Source organism: Imperialibacter sp. EC-SDR9 (genome assembly GCF_902498805.1).
In the GTDB taxonomy this organism is placed as follows: domain Bacteria; phylum Bacteroidota; class Bacteroidia; order Cytophagales; family Cyclobacteriaceae; genus Imperialibacter.
Genome location: NZ_LR701591.1, coordinates 20,383 through 36,445 on the forward strand (window position 1 = coordinate 20,383; position 16,063 = coordinate 36,445).

General features: G+C 46.7%; 17 protein-coding genes. 3 read left to right on the top strand and 14 right to left on the bottom strand.

Features of this window, described 5'->3' with window-relative positions; all coding sequences use genetic code 11:
• Positions 1-18: 18 nt before the first annotated feature.
• Positions 19-699, top strand: coding sequence for a Crp/Fnr family transcriptional regulator (locus GC130_RS17525; protein WP_151999642.1), 681 nt, complete (start codon positions 19-21; stop codon positions 697-699).
• 3 nt (positions 700-702) lie between these two features.
• Here GC130_RS17525 and GC130_RS17530 read toward each other — a convergent pair whose 3' ends face one another.
• From GC130_RS17530 to GC130_RS17570, 9 genes are all read right to left on the bottom strand, one after another.
• Complete coding sequence (locus tag GC130_RS17530) at positions 703-1,392, bottom strand: deiodinase-like protein (protein ID WP_193217897.1); 690 nt, start codon at positions 1,390-1,392, stop codon at positions 703-705.
• Positions 1,393-1,587: 195 nt separating this feature from the next.
• Positions 1,588-2,463, bottom strand: a complete 876-nt coding sequence (locus GC130_RS17535; protein ID WP_151999644.1) for a hypothetical protein — start codon at positions 2,461-2,463, stop codon at positions 1,588-1,590.
• Positions 2,460-3,062, bottom strand: a complete 603-nt coding sequence (locus GC130_RS17540) for a TIGR04282 family arsenosugar biosynthesis glycosyltransferase (RefSeq protein ID WP_151999645.1) — start codon at positions 3,060-3,062, stop codon at positions 2,460-2,462. The genes GC130_RS17535 and GC130_RS17540 overlap by 4 nt, the downstream gene beginning before the upstream one ends.
• On the bottom strand, positions 3,055-3,561 hold the full coding sequence (locus GC130_RS17545) for a rhodanese-like domain-containing protein (protein WP_151999646.1): 507 nt from the start codon (positions 3,559-3,561) through the stop codon (positions 3,055-3,057). The genes GC130_RS17540 and GC130_RS17545 overlap by 8 nt, the downstream gene beginning before the upstream one ends.
• A complete protein-coding gene (locus GC130_RS17550; RefSeq protein ID WP_151999647.1) occupies positions 3,558-4,883 on the bottom strand; it encodes a hypothetical protein in 1,326 nt (441 codons plus the stop codon). Before GC130_RS17550 ends, GC130_RS17545 begins: the two co-directional genes overlap by 4 nt.
• On the bottom strand, positions 4,864-6,357 hold the full coding sequence (locus GC130_RS17555; RefSeq protein WP_226940535.1) for a cellulose synthase family protein: 1,494 nt from the start codon (positions 6,355-6,357) through the stop codon (positions 4,864-4,866). Before GC130_RS17555 ends, GC130_RS17550 begins: the two co-directional genes overlap by 20 nt.
• Positions 6,333-7,028, bottom strand: coding sequence for a glycosyltransferase family 2 protein (locus tag GC130_RS17560; RefSeq protein ID WP_151999649.1), 696 nt, complete (start codon positions 7,026-7,028; stop codon positions 6,333-6,335). Before GC130_RS17560 ends, GC130_RS17555 begins: the two co-directional genes overlap by 25 nt.
• A gap of 73 nt (positions 7,029-7,101) precedes the next feature.
• Positions 7,102-7,452 (bottom strand): DUF86 domain-containing protein, encoded by a 351-nt coding sequence (locus GC130_RS17565; RefSeq protein ID WP_151999650.1) that lies wholly within the window; start codon positions 7,450-7,452, stop codon positions 7,102-7,104.
• Positions 7,421-7,744: a nucleotidyltransferase family protein gene (locus GC130_RS17570; protein ID WP_151999651.1), complete on the bottom strand. Its 324-nt coding sequence runs from the start codon at positions 7,742-7,744 to the stop codon at positions 7,421-7,423. Before GC130_RS17570 ends, GC130_RS17565 begins: the two co-directional genes overlap by 32 nt.
• 63 nt (positions 7,745-7,807) lie before the next feature.
• On the opposite strand from GC130_RS17570, the gene GC130_RS17575 reads away from it, so the two are divergent.
• The gene (locus GC130_RS17575) at positions 7,808-8,041 is read left to right on the top strand and encodes a hypothetical protein (protein ID WP_151999652.1); all 234 of its coding nucleotides are present in this window, start codon (positions 7,808-7,810) and stop codon (positions 8,039-8,041) included.
• A 61-nt stretch (positions 8,042-8,102) separates the two neighbouring features.
• Here the strand turns inward: GC130_RS17575 and GC130_RS17580 are convergent, their stop codons facing one another.
• The 5 genes from GC130_RS17580 to GC130_RS17600 all read right to left on the bottom strand — a co-directional run bounded on the left by GC130_RS17580 (position 8,103) and on the right by GC130_RS17600 (position 14,275).
• Positions 8,103-10,469, bottom strand: a complete 2,367-nt coding sequence (locus GC130_RS17580) for an IPT/TIG domain-containing protein (protein WP_151999653.1) — start codon at positions 10,467-10,469, stop codon at positions 8,103-8,105.
• A 102-nt stretch (positions 10,470-10,571) separates the two neighbouring features.
• Positions 10,572-10,997 (bottom strand): DUF1801 domain-containing protein, encoded by a 426-nt coding sequence (locus GC130_RS17585; RefSeq protein ID WP_151999654.1) that lies wholly within the window; start codon positions 10,995-10,997, stop codon positions 10,572-10,574.
• Positions 10,998-11,065: 68 nt separating this feature from the next.
• Entirely contained in the window at positions 11,066-11,602 is a 537-nt protein-coding gene (locus GC130_RS17590) for a dihydrofolate reductase family protein (protein ID WP_151999655.1), read from the bottom strand.
• A gap of 62 nt (positions 11,603-11,664) precedes the next feature.
• The gene (locus tag GC130_RS17595) at positions 11,665-12,468 is read right to left on the bottom strand and encodes an AraC family transcriptional regulator (protein ID WP_151999656.1); all 804 of its coding nucleotides are present in this window, start codon (positions 12,466-12,468) and stop codon (positions 11,665-11,667) included.
• Between the two features lie 244 nt (positions 12,469-12,712).
• Positions 12,713-14,275 (bottom strand): sulfatase-like hydrolase/transferase, encoded by a 1,563-nt coding sequence (locus GC130_RS17600; RefSeq protein ID WP_226940536.1) that lies wholly within the window; start codon positions 14,273-14,275, stop codon positions 12,713-12,715.
• 45 nt (positions 14,276-14,320) lie between these two features.
• On the opposite strand from GC130_RS17600, the gene GC130_RS17605 reads away from it, so the two are divergent.
• Positions 14,321-15,988, top strand: coding sequence for an amidase (locus GC130_RS17605; protein ID WP_151999657.1), 1,668 nt, complete (start codon positions 14,321-14,323; stop codon positions 15,986-15,988).
• Positions 15,989-16,063 lie beyond the last annotated feature (75 nt).

Here is a 16,063-nt window from a genome sequence, read left to right on the forward strand (position 1 = left end):
CTTGATTTCCTGCCAATTATGAGTGAACGCACCAGTTTGTGGTATTTTGAGGAGGTAGATCTTTACAACGTGCTCTGTCCTCACAAGGTACCGGACATGAAAGAGAGGCACACGTTCAATCATTTCCGGAAGGATCAGTTCATTTATTTTCCCAACGAACCATCAAGTCATATTTACCTTATTGCCGAAGGGCGGGTTAAAATAGGTTCCTATACCGAGGACGGCAAGGAAATCCTGAAGGCCATTCTTGGGGCCGGGGAAATTTTTGGCGAGCTATCGATCGCAGGCGAAGAGCGAAGGACAGACTTTGCGCAGGCGCTTGATCCTAACACGACGGTTTGCCCGATGACCATCGACGATATGCAGGAGCTGATGAAGGAAAATCAGGCCTTAAGTTTGCGAATTTTTAAGCTGATGGGGCTTCGCCTCAAGAGGGTGGAGCGCAAACTGGAATCGCTGGTGTTTAAAGACGCCCGCAGCAGGGTGATTGACTTCATAAGAGAGATGGCCGAGGAGAGAGGCCAGAAGGTTGGCTACGAAATGCTTATCAAGACAAAATTTACCCACAAGGACATTGCCAGCCTTACAGGCACCAGCCGCCAAACCGTGACCACCATCCTCAACGAGCTAAAATCTCAAAATGTGATTAATTTCGACAGGAGGAGGATATTGGTGAGGGATATGGATAAACTGAAGTAATGTTCAGTATTTAGGCTGATTTAGCAGGTTTCTGATGGCCTTTTTTGTATTCCTTTCGTTGAACCACAGCTCTCTGAACGCTACCTTGCCTTCAGTATTTATCAGGTAGCACATGTTGGGGCCTTGCCCAAATGCCCACCAAAACTCATTTTGCGGGTTGTCGATGAATATCGGCACTGAAATCGCATTTTCCCTTACCCAAGCTTTTGCAAGCTCCACTCGCTCTTTGTAAGTTTTGGGTTGTTCGGCTTTGATGTTATTCCGCACGTTGTCCATCGCTATAGAGACCTCGCCTGTCGGCGAATAGGGACTTGGCGAGTCGTAAGGATGTGCATCCATTGTGTAGACTATCATGATGTCTACTTTCGAACCGAATTTCTCTTCCAAATGCAGTAGTGACGGCAGGTTTTTTCGACTTATGTCGCAGGTATAGCTCCCCGTGACAATCAGCAAGGGCTTTGTTTTTTTATGAGAGTCATCCGTAAGACTGAGGATTTGACGTTCTGTGTCAAACAGGGTTAAGGAAGGGACTTCCTTGCCTGGCAGATATCCCAGAGTAACCCAGGGGGCACTCATAATGGCTGACGTTTGAAAAACCGTCTCTGCTTCGTCGCAAGGAGGGACAGGTTTGTCATCGCACGGTGTGGTGAATGAAAAAAGGAAGAAAAGCAGGGTGGCCAGCAGTACTTTCATTGGGAGACAAAAATTGTAATGGTATATGTTTAATGACATCTACCTGACAATTTTCACCAGCCGAAAAATCCCACTTTCTATGACTTTTGATCAGTGGTAGCCTTTTCCTAAAGTGACTCTGATAGTGAACCATTTAAGTGGGGCTTAATTTCGATTTCTGACCATTTTTTTTGTTGTGGAGGACAAAGTATTTCGCTACCTCTCCCAGTATTTGCTCCTCTTGTAATCCTTCAATCGAAGCTTACGGCCATCCCAGGCCACCATTTCCACGAGGATGTTTGGATAGGATTGGGTGAAGATGTATTGGTTAATTTTTTCATCGTCTAGCTGCACCGTCACTCGCCAGGTATCTTGCTGCGGCAATCCGCCAGGCAGTGAGTCGATGGCTTCAAGTGGCGCCACGCTAAACTCCGCATCGTACACCCGGGGCATGTCGGCCCGGCTGTTGATTTGTGTGGCATACACCGGCATGCGGAACCATAGCTTGTCTTTGAATTTCAGGGTTCGCAGGGTGTAAGGCAGCTGATCTTCCCAAAGCGGGGTAGCATCCAGCATTTTGGTGTCGTCGCCCTGTCCGTCCCAGTAGCTGTGGTAGGTGTACTCCAGCTGACTACCTTTTTCCTTCAGTATCTTGAAAGTATTGCCGCACCATTCCTGGCTGGAGTTGGTGAATTTGTGGATTTGCACCGGATTGTTTCTGTGAAAGAAGATGCTTGTAAGAAAGTGGTAGGGGTAATTGTCGGTAGGGATATCAGCGAATTGATTGACCTTCATCACCTCATACAGATCGTCTCGCTGGTAGTTGTCTGTTTTTACACCGTATTCGATATTAAAATCCTCTTTTACTAAAATATACACATAGTCGAAATAGCGAGGTCTGTTGTAGATGGTTCGGGCGGCATTGTAAATGGCCACTTCAGCCTGCCCGTCGTCCCACAGTTCATTTTTGGCCCAGCTTGTGTCGAAATACTCGTTGAGCCCCCGTTCATCGGATGAGTCAAATACTTGATCGCAGGCTGTTGCCAATAGCAGAACGACTAAAGCAAAAAGGAATGGGTTGTAGGTCTTCATTCTATTATTAGTGTTTTGAGCCTCCCCAAATCATCGATGGTGTCCACATCGCTCAGAGGCGGGAGCTTGTGGAAGTCTTTGTTCTGGCTTTCAATATAGTCAGTTGTCTTTTTGTACACCGAGCTGGTGCTCCACTCAATGCCCTTGAAGATACCGCTGTCAAAAGTTTTCATTCCCAGCAAGTAGTAGCCACCATCACGGGCAGGGCCAATGATGAAATCACGAAAAGCAAGACACTCAAAAGCCTTTTCGATATAGAGGGTTTCCAGTTCCAGGCAATCGCTACCTATGATCACCACTCTTTCATATCCAAGTCCCAGCACTTCTTCAAAGGCATTGGACATGCGCTCGCCAAGGTCATCACCCTTTTGCTGTTTCAATATGTATCCGGCATGCGAGAACATGTCGTCTTCCGGAATCAAGCTGGAGTAGAAAACGTATTTGTCTTGCGAAAGGTCAGCGGTGATGTCTTTAGTGTGCTGCAAAAGCTCAAGATAAACCTCAAGCGCTTTTTCAGCACCAACGTCTTTGGCCAGGCGGGTTTTTACCTTGCCCAGCTCGGCATTTTTCACAAAAATAATGAGTGCTTCTTTAGTCATATACTTTTATACCTTCCTTCAGCCATACCGACCAAAGCTTGTTGTAACAATGCACGCTGTCGGTTGCCTGGTTTTTCGAGTTTACCACTTTGTGCCCTTCGTTTTTCCATTCAAAAATGCCGCCGTACAGGTTTTCCACATTGGTATACCCCAGGGCTTTGAGCTTTTCTCCAATTTTTTCGCTTCGATAGCCGACGGAGCAGTACACCACAATTGGCTGGTCTTTGGCAATGTCTTTGACCATTTCGGGCTTGAACGTTTCGTAGTCTACCCATTTGGCGCCGGAAAGATGGCTAACATCAAACTCAGCTTTTGCCCTTGTGTCAAGTAATATTGGCTTTTTTGCCTGTTGGATACTTGCCAGCGAATCAGCCGAGATCGTTGGTACCGACTTGCTGTAAAGCGTGGAAAGGAGCACGTCGTAAGCACTTTGCGCTTGCGTAAACTGTGGCAAGGCAATGGCCAAAACGAGCAAGAGTATTCTTCCTGGTGTTGTCATCTCTTTAATAAGCTTATTGCTCCCTGTTTTGTTCTCTGGGGTAACACCACTTCCCACATAAAAACTCCATTGACCAACAAATATTCTGTGATGACGGCCCACCAGGGAATTTCGTAGCCAGTCGCTGTGTAACCAATATATGTCCATAGAATGGCATAAGACCACACAATGGGGTATTTGTAGCCCGAGAACACGGACAGGGCTACCAATGGTACGACATACCATGGGTGAACGGTGGTGGCCGCCAGGTAGTAGATGAAAAAAACGATACTTAGTACCTGGAAAAGACTTCGGTCTTTTGGCCAGTTTGTCCAACTCACGATCAAAATGAGAACGCCGCCTGAGAGTGCTAATCGTGGCCCCAATGTGGCTATGATATTGTAGCCTTTCCACCAAAACCCCATTTCCCGGAACAGGTAGTAGAACGAGGCGTTGAATTCGAACTTTCGAAAATACAGGTCGAGGCTTTCTCCCTGCCCGCTTAGCCAGGTAGGGTCGATCAGTGGCAGAAAAAAGAGGAGAGAACCTAGCATGGTCACCAGCACCACTTTCCACCAGTTTTCTTTACCACCGGCAAACATCAGCACCGGCCCGGCAATGACGGGTGTAAGTTTGGTGGCAATAGCTGCTGCCAGTGCCAGAGGCCCGGCAAACAATTTCCTGTCGGCAATTAAAAGAATCGAAAGAATGAGAAACAAAGCCATCATGCCTTCAAAGTGAAGGTTGCCAGACACTTCTGTGATAACCAGTGGATTGAGGGCATAGATGGCCAGCAGTGACGAGGGTTTGCCTGTTTTCTTCAGGTAGCTGGCGATGACAAACAGAAAGGCTACTTCTGTGCCTATGAGCATCAGTCGCATGGGCAAAACAGCGCTAATCAATGATCCGTTGTAGGAAGCGGTGCTCAGCCAAAATACCAGTTGATGGAAAGGTGGGTACACCGTGAAGTATTCTTTTGAATTGAGCCCATCGTAGAGCTCGGCCGTCAGTGTGGGAATAGCATTACCCGCTTCCATGTAAAATGATGGCGGGTGGCTGAATGGATGGATGCCTTGATGCCACAGCAAGCCATCCCATATGAACCGGTAGAAGTCATCAGAAAGCGCCGGGAGGGCGAATAGGAAAATCAGGCGGAACAGGACGGCAAGGCCAAGAATCCATTTCAATTCAGCTTTTTGTAAAGCCAGGAAGGCGAGAAAAAGTAAAGCGAATGAGCCCTGAAGGATCCAGGCGTCTGTTCTTTGAAGCTTGTAGGCCAGCAAAAAATAGGTCATGCAGGAGAGTCCTCCGGCGATAGCCCATTTAACCCTTTGAGGCAGCAAGCCCATAAGGTTTAATTGAGAGTAAGAAGATACCTCCGAAGCCTATGGTGAGCATGAGGTGGAAAAATATCAGCCCAAAGTCATACAAGTAGAAGGCCGACCATAAGCCAAAGGCAAAGTAAACGGCCAGGAGCCCCTCAGCAATGATGGCAGGCGTCAGCTTCCAATTGACGTACTTATTGGTTTTCCAGGATATTTTGTCCTTTAGCACATTGAATTTGGGTGTGCGCAAAAATGGCGTCTTAATGCCGAGCCAGCCTTCAAGCACCGCAATGGCATTGTGCAGCGACATACCCATCGAGAAGGTGATGAACATGGGGAAATGAACGAGGAAGTATTTCAGTGTCTTTTTGGGAAATGAGGAGCCGCTGGCAACCCAGTAGAAATAGCTAACAAAGAGAAAACCTAATACAAATACACTTGCCGCATTGAATAATGTGCTGTATGTGGGCAAATGATTCATTGTGTAGAGCAGAGGCAGGCTTAGCAAAGAAGCAGTGAAAAGGAAGAAGAAAAGGGAGCTGTTGAGCAAATGCTGGACGGCGTGAAGCTTGTTTTTCAGCGGCAGGGCCGATGTGAGCACAGCACCCAGGTTTTTTCTGGCGGTTTCGGCAGCGCCTTTGTTCCAGCGGTACTGTTGTGATTTTACAGCCGGCATAAGTATGGGCAGTTCGGCAGGAGATTCAACGTTCTCAAGGAAAGTGAAATGCCAGCCTTTCAACTGGGCCCTGTAGCTAAGGTCGAGGTCTTCGGTGAGGGTGTCTGCTGTCCAGCCGCCGCCGTCTATAATGCACTCCTTTCGCCAAATGCCTCCGGTGCCATTGAAGTTGATAAAACTGCCCGATGCACTACGGCCAGTTTGCTCTACCGAAAAGTGGGCGTCGAGCCCGAAGGCCTGTAGTTTCGTCAGCCACGAGTAGTTGCGATTGAGATGACCCCAGCGGGTTTGCACCATGCCCACTTTTGGGGTGGTAAAATGGGGCAATGTTTCCTTCAGGAATTGAGGGTCTGGCAGGAAGTCGGCATCGAAAATGGCAATAAACTCAGCATGCGCCTGCTCAAGTCCACTCTGCAAGGCTCCCGCTTTGAAACCTGTTCTTTCTTGTCGGTGCAGCACTTTAATGTCGAAGCCCTTCTTTTTGTATTCTTCAACCAGGTTGTCTACAACAACGCAAGTCTCATCGTCGCTGTCGTCGAGCACTTGAATTTCCAGTTTATCTTTTGGGTAGTTGAGCAGGCATACTTGTCTGATCAGCCTTTCCACCACGTAGAGCTCGTTATAAATAGGCAGCTGTACCGTGACCAGCGGGAACTCTGTCAGTGGTGCAAGGGTGGCTGGTGTTGACTTCTTGTTTTTTCGGTAGCGAATGGCCAGGTGCAGCTGTCCCAGGCTGAACAGAAAGATCAGCGACAGAGAGAGCCCGTACCCGATAATAACCAGCCAGTCGATCATAAGTACCTGAAGATTGTCCAAAGTATTTTGTAGCCTGCTCCGAACGTGCCTTTTACCGTGCCCGACACTTTGGAAACACCAATGCGCTGCCGATAGTTTACCGGCACCTCGGTGGTTTGCATTCCCAATTTAGCCGCTTTTAGCTGCATTTCTACAGTCCAGCCATAGGTTTTGTCCTGCATGTTGATGCGCAGCAGGCTTTCATATTTCACAGCCCGGAAAGGCCCAAGGTCAGTAAACTGCACGCCGTAAAACCAGCGGAGGAGGGTGGTGGCTAACCAGTTGCCAAATATTTGCTGCGGTGTCATTGAGCCCTTTTCTTTTTTGCCGAGTGCCCGGGAACCGATTACAAGGTCAGCCTTGCCATCGATAATCGGCTGCACCAGTTGGTACATTTCTTCAGGGTAGTCGGAGTGGTCGCCATCAAGAAACACCACGATATCTGGCCGGTCGCTGACCTGGCTGGCAATGTGCTGCATGCCGCAAAGGCAGGCGTTGCCATAGCCTCTTTTTTCTTCTCGTAGCGCAGTTGCTCCTCTGGATTGTGCCTGACCAAAGGTGTCGTCGGTAGAGCCATTGTCGACTACGATGATTTCGGATACCAGTTCTTTGGGAATCTCGTCAATCACCATACCTACGGCGTTCTGCTCATTGAAGGCAGGAATGATGACTTTGATATTGTGTTGGCGCACTTACGGTTGATTTACATGCAAAAATAGGGAATGGATTGGATTGGGAGGTCGGGGGTGGGACAAAAGGTTGGCATTAGTCCATATCCGCATCTTTTATCAGGCGTTTGATTTCGGACTTTAGCAAGGGGAGGTGTTTGGTCAAAATAGCCCAAATGTTTTCATCGGAGATATTATCGTAGGAATGAATGATTTGATTTCTCAACCCAACGATTCTGATAGCATTTGTGATTGGGAATTCGGGCTCCTTGTCAAGAACCCTTCGAACGGCTTCGCCAATAATTTCCAGATTTCTCTCGACACCTCTCTTCAAAAGAAGATTTCTTTGGTAGCTGATAAAGTCGTGTGCTTGCCCGTCGAAATAGCTTTCAATTTCATTGATGGAGCCATCAATGTCATATAGCCACTTCAGTACCTTTTCGTCCATAAACCAGCGCCTTGGTTCTATTGATAGATTTAATTAGAATAGGATTCCGAAGGGTTTGGACTTCTAAAAGATCCACTTTTCTGCCGAGTAGAGATTCCAAAGATTCTTTCAGGTTCATATAGTTGTCGAAATAGTCAGCCAAATTCACATCACCAAACTTCACCAGAAAATCGACATCACTGTCAGCATCAAAAGAGTCTGATAGTATGGAACCAAAGGCGAACAGCTCAATTACCTTGTGCTTTTTGCATAGGGTGGATATTTCGTCAATATGATCCTTGATGATTTTCATCCGTCGCATGTAAATATAACAAATATTTTTCTCTCATAATTTAGTCCAGTAACGACTCCCGATATGCCGAGAGTATCTCCAAGAGTAGAAATAACTCTATTGATAGTTGCTTGCCAGGCCCACATCGCCGAAACCGTTCTTGGCCCCGGATGGGCAAGTACCTCTGTCAACGCCGGTACCTTTCGCACCAACTCCGTTGGCAGTGACAAGGATCGGCAGCTTGCGGCTTACCATGATTCAACTGGCGATGTGGTGCTGGCACAGAGGCTCAAAAGAAGCAGGAGCAATGCCTGCTGAGGAGGTAAGGGTGGTGAAGTGGTGTTATTGACCTTGAGTAATGGGCTCTTCGAAAATTGAGTTATTCTCCTTGCCATATTTTCCAAAGAAAGATATCGCTTCCTCCGAAACTTGTTAATGCAGTAGATCCAAATGTAACTGATTCAGTAAAGCTTCCGGTAATGTGGACAATACCGTTAGCTCCAACAGCCAAAGCCTGACCATAGTCATCTCCCGGGCCGCCAGCTTTTTGAGCCCAAAGAATTTCGCCACTCGGGTTGTATTTGGCTACAAAGGCATCACGACTGTTCATTTCTGTAGTGAGACCAAAATCGTCAAAGGCGCTGGTTGAGAAGTATCCAGTTACATAAATATTCCCGTTATTATCGAGGTCAACGGATCGAGCGTTGTCGTAATTATACCCTCCTTCAGTTTTCACCCAAACCAGATCGCCTGAGGAAGTCCCGAATTTAGCAATAAGGATATCTTCGTTTCCTTGACCAGCAATAGAGACTGAACCAAGCGTAGCTTGTCCAGTAAAGTACCCCACCCCGTACAGGTTTCCTTGATTATCAGCCGCTAACGAGTATACATTATCATAGTTACTACCTCCAAGTTGTTTTACCCAAATCGGATCCCCCTCTGCATCGAGCTTTGCAACAAATGCATCCAAAGAACCGAATGACGTAAGAGATTTGTCCCCTAAATGAGTAGTTTCAAAAAACGCACCAGCCAGGAATAACTCATGGTTGGCATTAATTTCAATAGCACTTCCAAAGTCGTTAGAATCTCCCCCCATATTTTTTGCCCACAATAAATCTCCAGATGCAGAATTCAACTTCATAATCAATAGGTCGGTGCCGCCGTTAGAAATCAAACTGGATGATCCAATTGAAAGTGACTCAGCAAAACCACCAGCCAGATATAGATTTCCTGCTTGATCTGACGCCATGGAATTAAATGAAGGCATCTGTGAGCTATTCGACGCAAAGGTTTTAACCCATGCTACGTCTCCTGATGCATTCAATTTTGTAACAAATAGATTTCGACCTGGTTGACCTTTTGGTATGCCGTCAAACAACGGTCGGTCACTAGACACTCCAGCCAAATATGAATTGCCCAGCTGGTCAACTATGATCGTTGTAGGAAACTCGTATTCCGCACCTCCGATTTGTTTTACCCAAATCAGGTTACAATTAGGATCGTATTTAGCAACAAAGATATCATCAAGTCCTGCAGAGGTTAAGGATGTTCCCGCAAAAACGGCAGTTTCTCTGAAAGAGCCGATCAGGTAGGTATTACCGAAACTATCAACTCCAATACTGTTGCCCATATCATAATCGACGCCACCGGCGGCGGCGGCTTCAATTACTACTTCAAAGACTGCTGTACTGGTTGTGGCATTGCCTTCTGTCGTCACTGTAATTTGCCCGGAAGTGGCTGTTTCAGGGATTTTGAAAGTTATCATCGTCGCACTCACTTGGGTGACAATCGCAGGCACTCCATTGATATTCACCGAGTTCCCGGTGGGTGAAATGCTAAACCCTGACCCAGTAATTGTCACAGTTGCCCCGACTGCACCAACCGAAGGTGAGAATGTGCTTATCATTGGTAATACAGCAAAATCTTCGGGAGAAATAACAGTGTGATTGCTCACAGTGACAGTGATTTTTCCAGTCGCTGCCAGTTCGGGCACCACCACAAGTATTGACTTAGCAGTTGAGGACGAAACAGTTGCAGCTACCCCATTGAACATTACAATGTTTTTGGATGGGTCAGGACTGAAACCTGACCCATTTATTTCAATGGTAGACCCTATGGTTCCATTTTTTGGAGTAAAGCTTTCAATTATAGGTGGGACGATGAATTCTTCGGCTGAATTTGTAGAAAGTTGATGTACAGTTAGTTCGAACTTTCCAGTTATTGCTTCCTCAGGCACTATAATATTTAAGGTAGTTTCGGTTGAAGATGCTACCGTAACCGGAATACCACCAAGCGTAACTAAATTTTCTTCTGGCGCTGTACTGAAGTTTTTTCCAGTGATTGTTATTTCTGACCCAACTGGCCCAAATGATGGTGAAAAACTGGCAATTTCTGGAGACTGAAACACTGTGAAGGCAATATCAGAAGTGCCAGTCTGACCATTTACAGTTATAGATATTTTTCCGGTAGAAGCAGCAGCAGGTACCTTAACTACTAGGCCCGTTAGGGTTGCCGAAATTGCAATTGCTGCAGTTTCATTGAACTTCACAATATTTTCTTTTGCTAAATTGCTAAAGTTTTCACCCAAAATGGTCACAGTGTCACCAGCAATACCACTGTCTGGATTGAAGCTAGAGATTACCGGAACGGGCTCCGGGTCTTCTTCACCACATGAAATAGTAAAAAGTATACTTGCAAGGAATAGAATAGACACACAGTGCCAAACAAGAACTCTTTTATTAATCATGATAACAGGGCTAGAAAAATTGACGGAAAAGTAGTTGTAAATTTGATGTTTATCAATCTTCTTTTCGTTTTATTTTTTTCTTTCTGTTGATCGAAGAGAATATTAAGCAGAGTTGTACTTCTTATTCATATAATCCACCGACTCTTTGACCAGTGTTTTAAGAATACCAAGATCCACATCGGTCAACTTGTTGATATAAAGACACGACTTTCCTGTTTTGTATTTCCCGAGTTTCTGCATCAGCTCTTCGTACCGCCCAAAGCCTGGCATGATATAGAGCGTAAGGCTTGTTTTTCTTGGCGAGAAGCCGGTTATCATCCAATCACCTTCCTGTCCACTGGCATATTTGTAGCGATAGGTGCCAAAACCAACTATAGATGACCCCCACATCTTTGGTTTTTCGCCAGTCACCTCTTTCATCAGCTTCAGCACCTCAAAGGCATCATTTCGTTTTTTCTCATCTTCCACTTTGTCGAGAAAGCCTTCCACGCTTACATCGTTGACTTTTGTTTTTAATTCGTAGGCCATAGTGATGTATTTTGACTCTGGAATTAAGAAAAATCTACTTTAAATGCAAGGGACTACAGCCCAAAGCACTACACCTTTTTGTTTTCCTTTTTATCGTACCATAGCTGCACCAGCCCCGAGGGGAAAGTCAGGCTTTTTTTGAAAGTCAGGTTTTGCTCCGGGCGGCCGCCCTTAAACAATCTAATGCCGCTACCCAGCAAGTGAGGAATGACCGAAACGATTACCCTGTCAATGAAAGAATGCTTAAGCAGTTCAAACACCAGGTCGCCACCACCGTCGCAGTAGATGTCCTTGCCCTTTTCCTTTTTGAGTTTTTTAATGAGAGCCGCCAAGTCATTAAAGTACTCAACGTTTTCATCCTTGCCGGTTCTGCTATTGGATAGCACCCACACCTTTTTGTCCTTGTGATGAAAGTCTCCTCCAAATGATAATACTTTGTCGTATGTCTTTCTGCCCCAAATGACCGTGTCGATCCCAGCGGTGAATTCCGCATAGCCATAGTCCTCACCAGGCACCTGTACTTGTGACAGAAAATCAATATTGTCGTCTTCTTTGGCGATGTAGCCATCGAGACTCATGGCGATGTAGAGATTTACTTTGCGCATAATTTAAGTTTTTTTAACAAAGGTCGGTAAGCTGTTGTTACTTGAATTGTAAAAATCGGACATCAGAAAAGTACATTTTTTGCCTGCCGCAATTCGCCTGGTGTCATCCCGGAAAACTGCTTTGCATCGTGGATAAAATGCGCCTGGTCGAAATACCCGGCTTCGTAGGCGACGTCTGTGAGACTCCATTTGGCCACTTTCATCAACTTAGAAGCTGTGAGAAACCTTTTCATTTTGATGTATTCTTTTGGCCCCAAGCCCAAACACCGGTCATACTTTCTAAGTAGTTGCCGATGGCTGAGTCCTACTGCCCTGGCTATCGAGTCAACGCTGACCTGGGCCAGCGATTTTTCAATGAGGGTCAGAGTGGATTGAAATGACTCTTCAGCTCTATAGTTTCGACTCAATTTCTCAATAAGAAACTCCTGAACGGCTTGCACCTTCTCCTCGTCGGACAAAGCAGCCTCGACTCTTTGTTCCATCTCTTTCGCCGCTTCCGCCTGCGATTTACCAATGTCGCTCAGACACACTGTTTGGTTGGCAACAAATGACATTGGAACATCGAAAAAAGGCCAGGATCGACCCGGGTAAAACCATACGGTAATAAAGTGAACCTGCTTCGGGCTGGAAATATCCATAAAGCAGTTCATTCGGGACGTGATGAAGCTACTGCCATTTATTTTTCGTCCATTCACCTCAAATGAATCGGCGGTGTCGCCAATATTGACGAACAGTTCAACACATCCGTCGGGAAGTACTCGTGAATGGGGAGGGGGCTCCCACGTGCCAGGCGCCTGCATCAGGTAAATCGCCTTAACAAAGGGACGGAGTTGCTCTGGTATCTGGCAGTTTTTTAAATGTGTCATAAGCGACAGACCTAATTGTGACCCCGGGAGACGGTTCTATGACAATTTTTTACAATGTGTATAGCAGACACATTTTTGCTATTAACTACTTTGCAAGACAAGTTTGGTAATGCCCTTTCGGGGGCAGCAACGTTTAACGTTGCACGGTTGATTAGGTTTGGTAGCCCGGTGGTCTTTTAGAGCGCCGGGCTTTTTTTAATTGTTCTGTTCTGCTCCGGGCAAAGCTCTCGGTTTCTTCACCAGCTTATGGTTGATTGGTATAATCCTTAAAATATTTTTCAAGTACAAAAGGAGGTTGGTGCACATCCGGCTTCCTTTCGAAAGTAGTTGGGTCGTACTCCATTGGCACAATTGTTTTGGCTGTAAGCTTCAGTGTATCGTCGGTTCGCCTTTGCCAGCTACCTAACAAGCCCATCATTTCCCTCACTTTTACCTCGTGCTCCTTTTCACCAGCCAGGTTGACTAGTTCATCAGGATCATTTTCGAGGTCGAAGAGCTGTGTGTGGTCTATCATGGGATATCGTATCAATTTCCATTTTTTGTCCCGCACTGCCCGATGCGTGCCCCTGTAGGTGGTGAATAGCGAGGTACGAACACCTCCTTCTTTGCCCATAATCACCTTCGAAAGATCTTTTCCATCCACTCTCTCAGGTGGTTCTACGCCTGTAAGGTTGCAAAGCGTAGGGAAAATGTCATAGAGGTAAACCAGTGCATCTCTTGTTTCATTGGTTGGCAAGCCGGGGCCTGCGAATACTAGTGGCGCCTTCATGCTGTGCTCATACAGGCTTTGTTTCCCCACCAGTCCGTGGCTTCCCAGGGCAAGCCCATGGTCGGCAGCGTAGACTATTATTGTGTTGTCAGCAAAACCGCTGGCTTCAATCGAAGCGATAATGTCGCCTATTCTTTTGTCGGCGTGGGTAATCATAGCGTAGTATTCTCTGAGCTGATCCTGAATCATTTCGGGATCTCGTGGCCAGGGTGCCAGGTGCTCATCTCTTACCTGCATTTCATTTATTTCCCCAAAATTGAATGGATGCCAGGGCTTAAAGTTGGCCGGTAAAGGAACGGTGTCTCCCGCATATTGCTCCAGGTATTGTGGCAATGGGCTTCTCGGGTCGTGAGGAGCAGTGAAGGCTATGTAAGCAAAGAAAGGTTTTTCGGCACCCTTTTGTGACGTAATGAAATCTATCATCGCATCAGCAAAAAGGTCAGTGGAGAAGCCTTTTTCTATAGGTTCGGTAAAAGTGGAGTCATTTACCTTGTCACGCACAGCTGTGTTGAAATGATCATCCATGCCACCCAGAAACACATTCTTTCCCTGCTGAAACGAAGCCAGAAAGCTGTTGCCACCATTGTGCCATTTACCAGTGCCAAAAGTAGTGTAGCCATTGGCGGCCAATACCTGCGGCATGGTGGTTACGGTGTCGAGCTTGTCGTATACATGATAAAGGCTTTTTCCGCTCATGAGCATAGCCCGGCTGGGAGCGCAAACTGCTCCATGAATGGAGCCCATGCAGTAGTTGTTAGTGAAGCGCACACCACTTTTCGCAAGTGCATCCAGGCTGGGTGTTTTAATAAATTGGTTGCCCGCTGCCCCCAATGCATCTGCTCGCTGGTCGTCAGTGAAAATGAAAACTATGTTGGGCTTTTTAGGTTCCTCTTTCCTTTGAGAACATCCCACTAAGACTTGAAAAAAAAGCAGGGCTGCCAGAGAACCGACACTAAAAATTGAGCAATAATCTTTCCTCATGGCTAAAAATAGAAAACCATCCACATTTATAAATGGCTTCTTGCTAATATTTGACATGCCTAATTCTATTTTATTCATTAAACTGTGATATAATCCTTAGATATGAAAGCAGTATTTGGCAAGGCCGCTCTTTTTGTTCTGGTGGCAGTTGTCTTCTTTAGTCTGGGCCAGTACGTGTCGCTAACAAATGAAGAAACGATTAGCTATGGAGATATTATTAGCGCAGGTGAACTGATCGGAGTGCCGCTTACCCGTGCTGAGGCTGACTCCATGCTTGAGGGGGTTGCTTCACAGAGGGAAAGCTATCTTTACATGCGCAGGAGCCCATTAGCTAACGACGTGGTGCCAGCCATGCAGTTCAATCCGCTCCCTTTGGGCTTTGGCCACCAAAGCCATTTTAAAGAGTTGAAATTTGGCGATTACACTGGAGCCTTGCGACCTGCCGCTGACGAGGAGCTGGCTTTTATGAGCATCGGAGAGTTGGCGGAGCTCATCCGAACCAAACAAATATCCTCACTTGAGCTTACCCAGTTTTATATAGACAGAATTAAGAAGTTTGACCCACAATTGCACGCCATCGTGACCCTCATGGAGGACTATGCACTTGAAAAAGCGGCAAATGCTGACAAGGAAATTTCACAGGGTAACTACAAAGGACTTTTGCATGGGATTCCTTTTGGTGCCAAAGACCTGCTAGCCAAGAAGGGCTTCAAAACAACCTGGGGAGCCATGCCCTACAAAGACCAGGAGTTTGAGGTTGATGCGACTGTTGTCGAGCGGCTGGAAAACGCTGGGGCAATTTTGGTAGCAAAAACCACACTTGGCGCTCTTGCGATGGGCGATATTTGGTTCGGAGGCAAAACACGGAATCCGTGGAATACCGAGAAGGGCAGTAGTGGTTCATCGGCGGGTTCGGCATCCACTGTGTCAGCAGGCTTGTTACCTTTTGCAATAGGTTCGGAGACGTTAGGGTCGATTGTGTCACCGTCCACGGTTTGTGGCGTAACCGGGCTGAGGCCTACTTATGGCCGGGTAAGCCGCCACGGAGCCATGGCTCTTAGCTGGAGCATGGACAAGCTTGGCCCATTGTGCCGCAATGTGGAAGACTGTGCCATTGTGTTGGCTGCCATTGGCGGGCCCGACGGCAAAGATGATATGGTGTTGGACTTTCCGTTCTACTATGAGCCTGCTGTCGATCTGAAGGCACTCAGGATCGGTTATGTGAAAAGTGACTTTGACAAAGAATACGCCTTTCGTCGTCAAGATAGCGTGGCCCTGCAGGTCTTGAAAGAACTCGGAGCAGAACTTATACCAATTGAATTGCCTAACCAGCCGGTAGGGGATATGACCATCATACTTTCGGCAGAGGCTGCGGCGGCTTTTGAGGAATTGACGTTAAGTGGACGGGATGACCAGTTGGTGAACCAGCAAAAGTGGGGCTGGCCCAATAGCTTCAGGGAGTCCCGACTCATTCCGGCTGTCGAATACATCCAGGCAAACAGACTGAGGACCCAACTTATCCAGGACATGACCAGAGTTTTTCAAAAAGTGGATGTGTACCTGGCTCCTTCCAGAGAAGGCAAGAACCTGCGGGTCACCAATCTTAGTGGCCACCCGTCCGTAGTACTGCCAAACGGCTTTTCCGATGATGGTACTCCCACCAGTTTGACCTTCACAGGTCGGCTATTTGACGAAGGAACTTTGCTGGCGGTGGCAAAAGCCTATCAGAATGCCACAGACTGGCATAAGAAACATCCGAAGCTTGATTGAACGATATTCAAAATAATATTTCGCCCACCTGCCTTTATTGATTTTTTTTGACTGTTTTGAGTGATTTATCAAAAC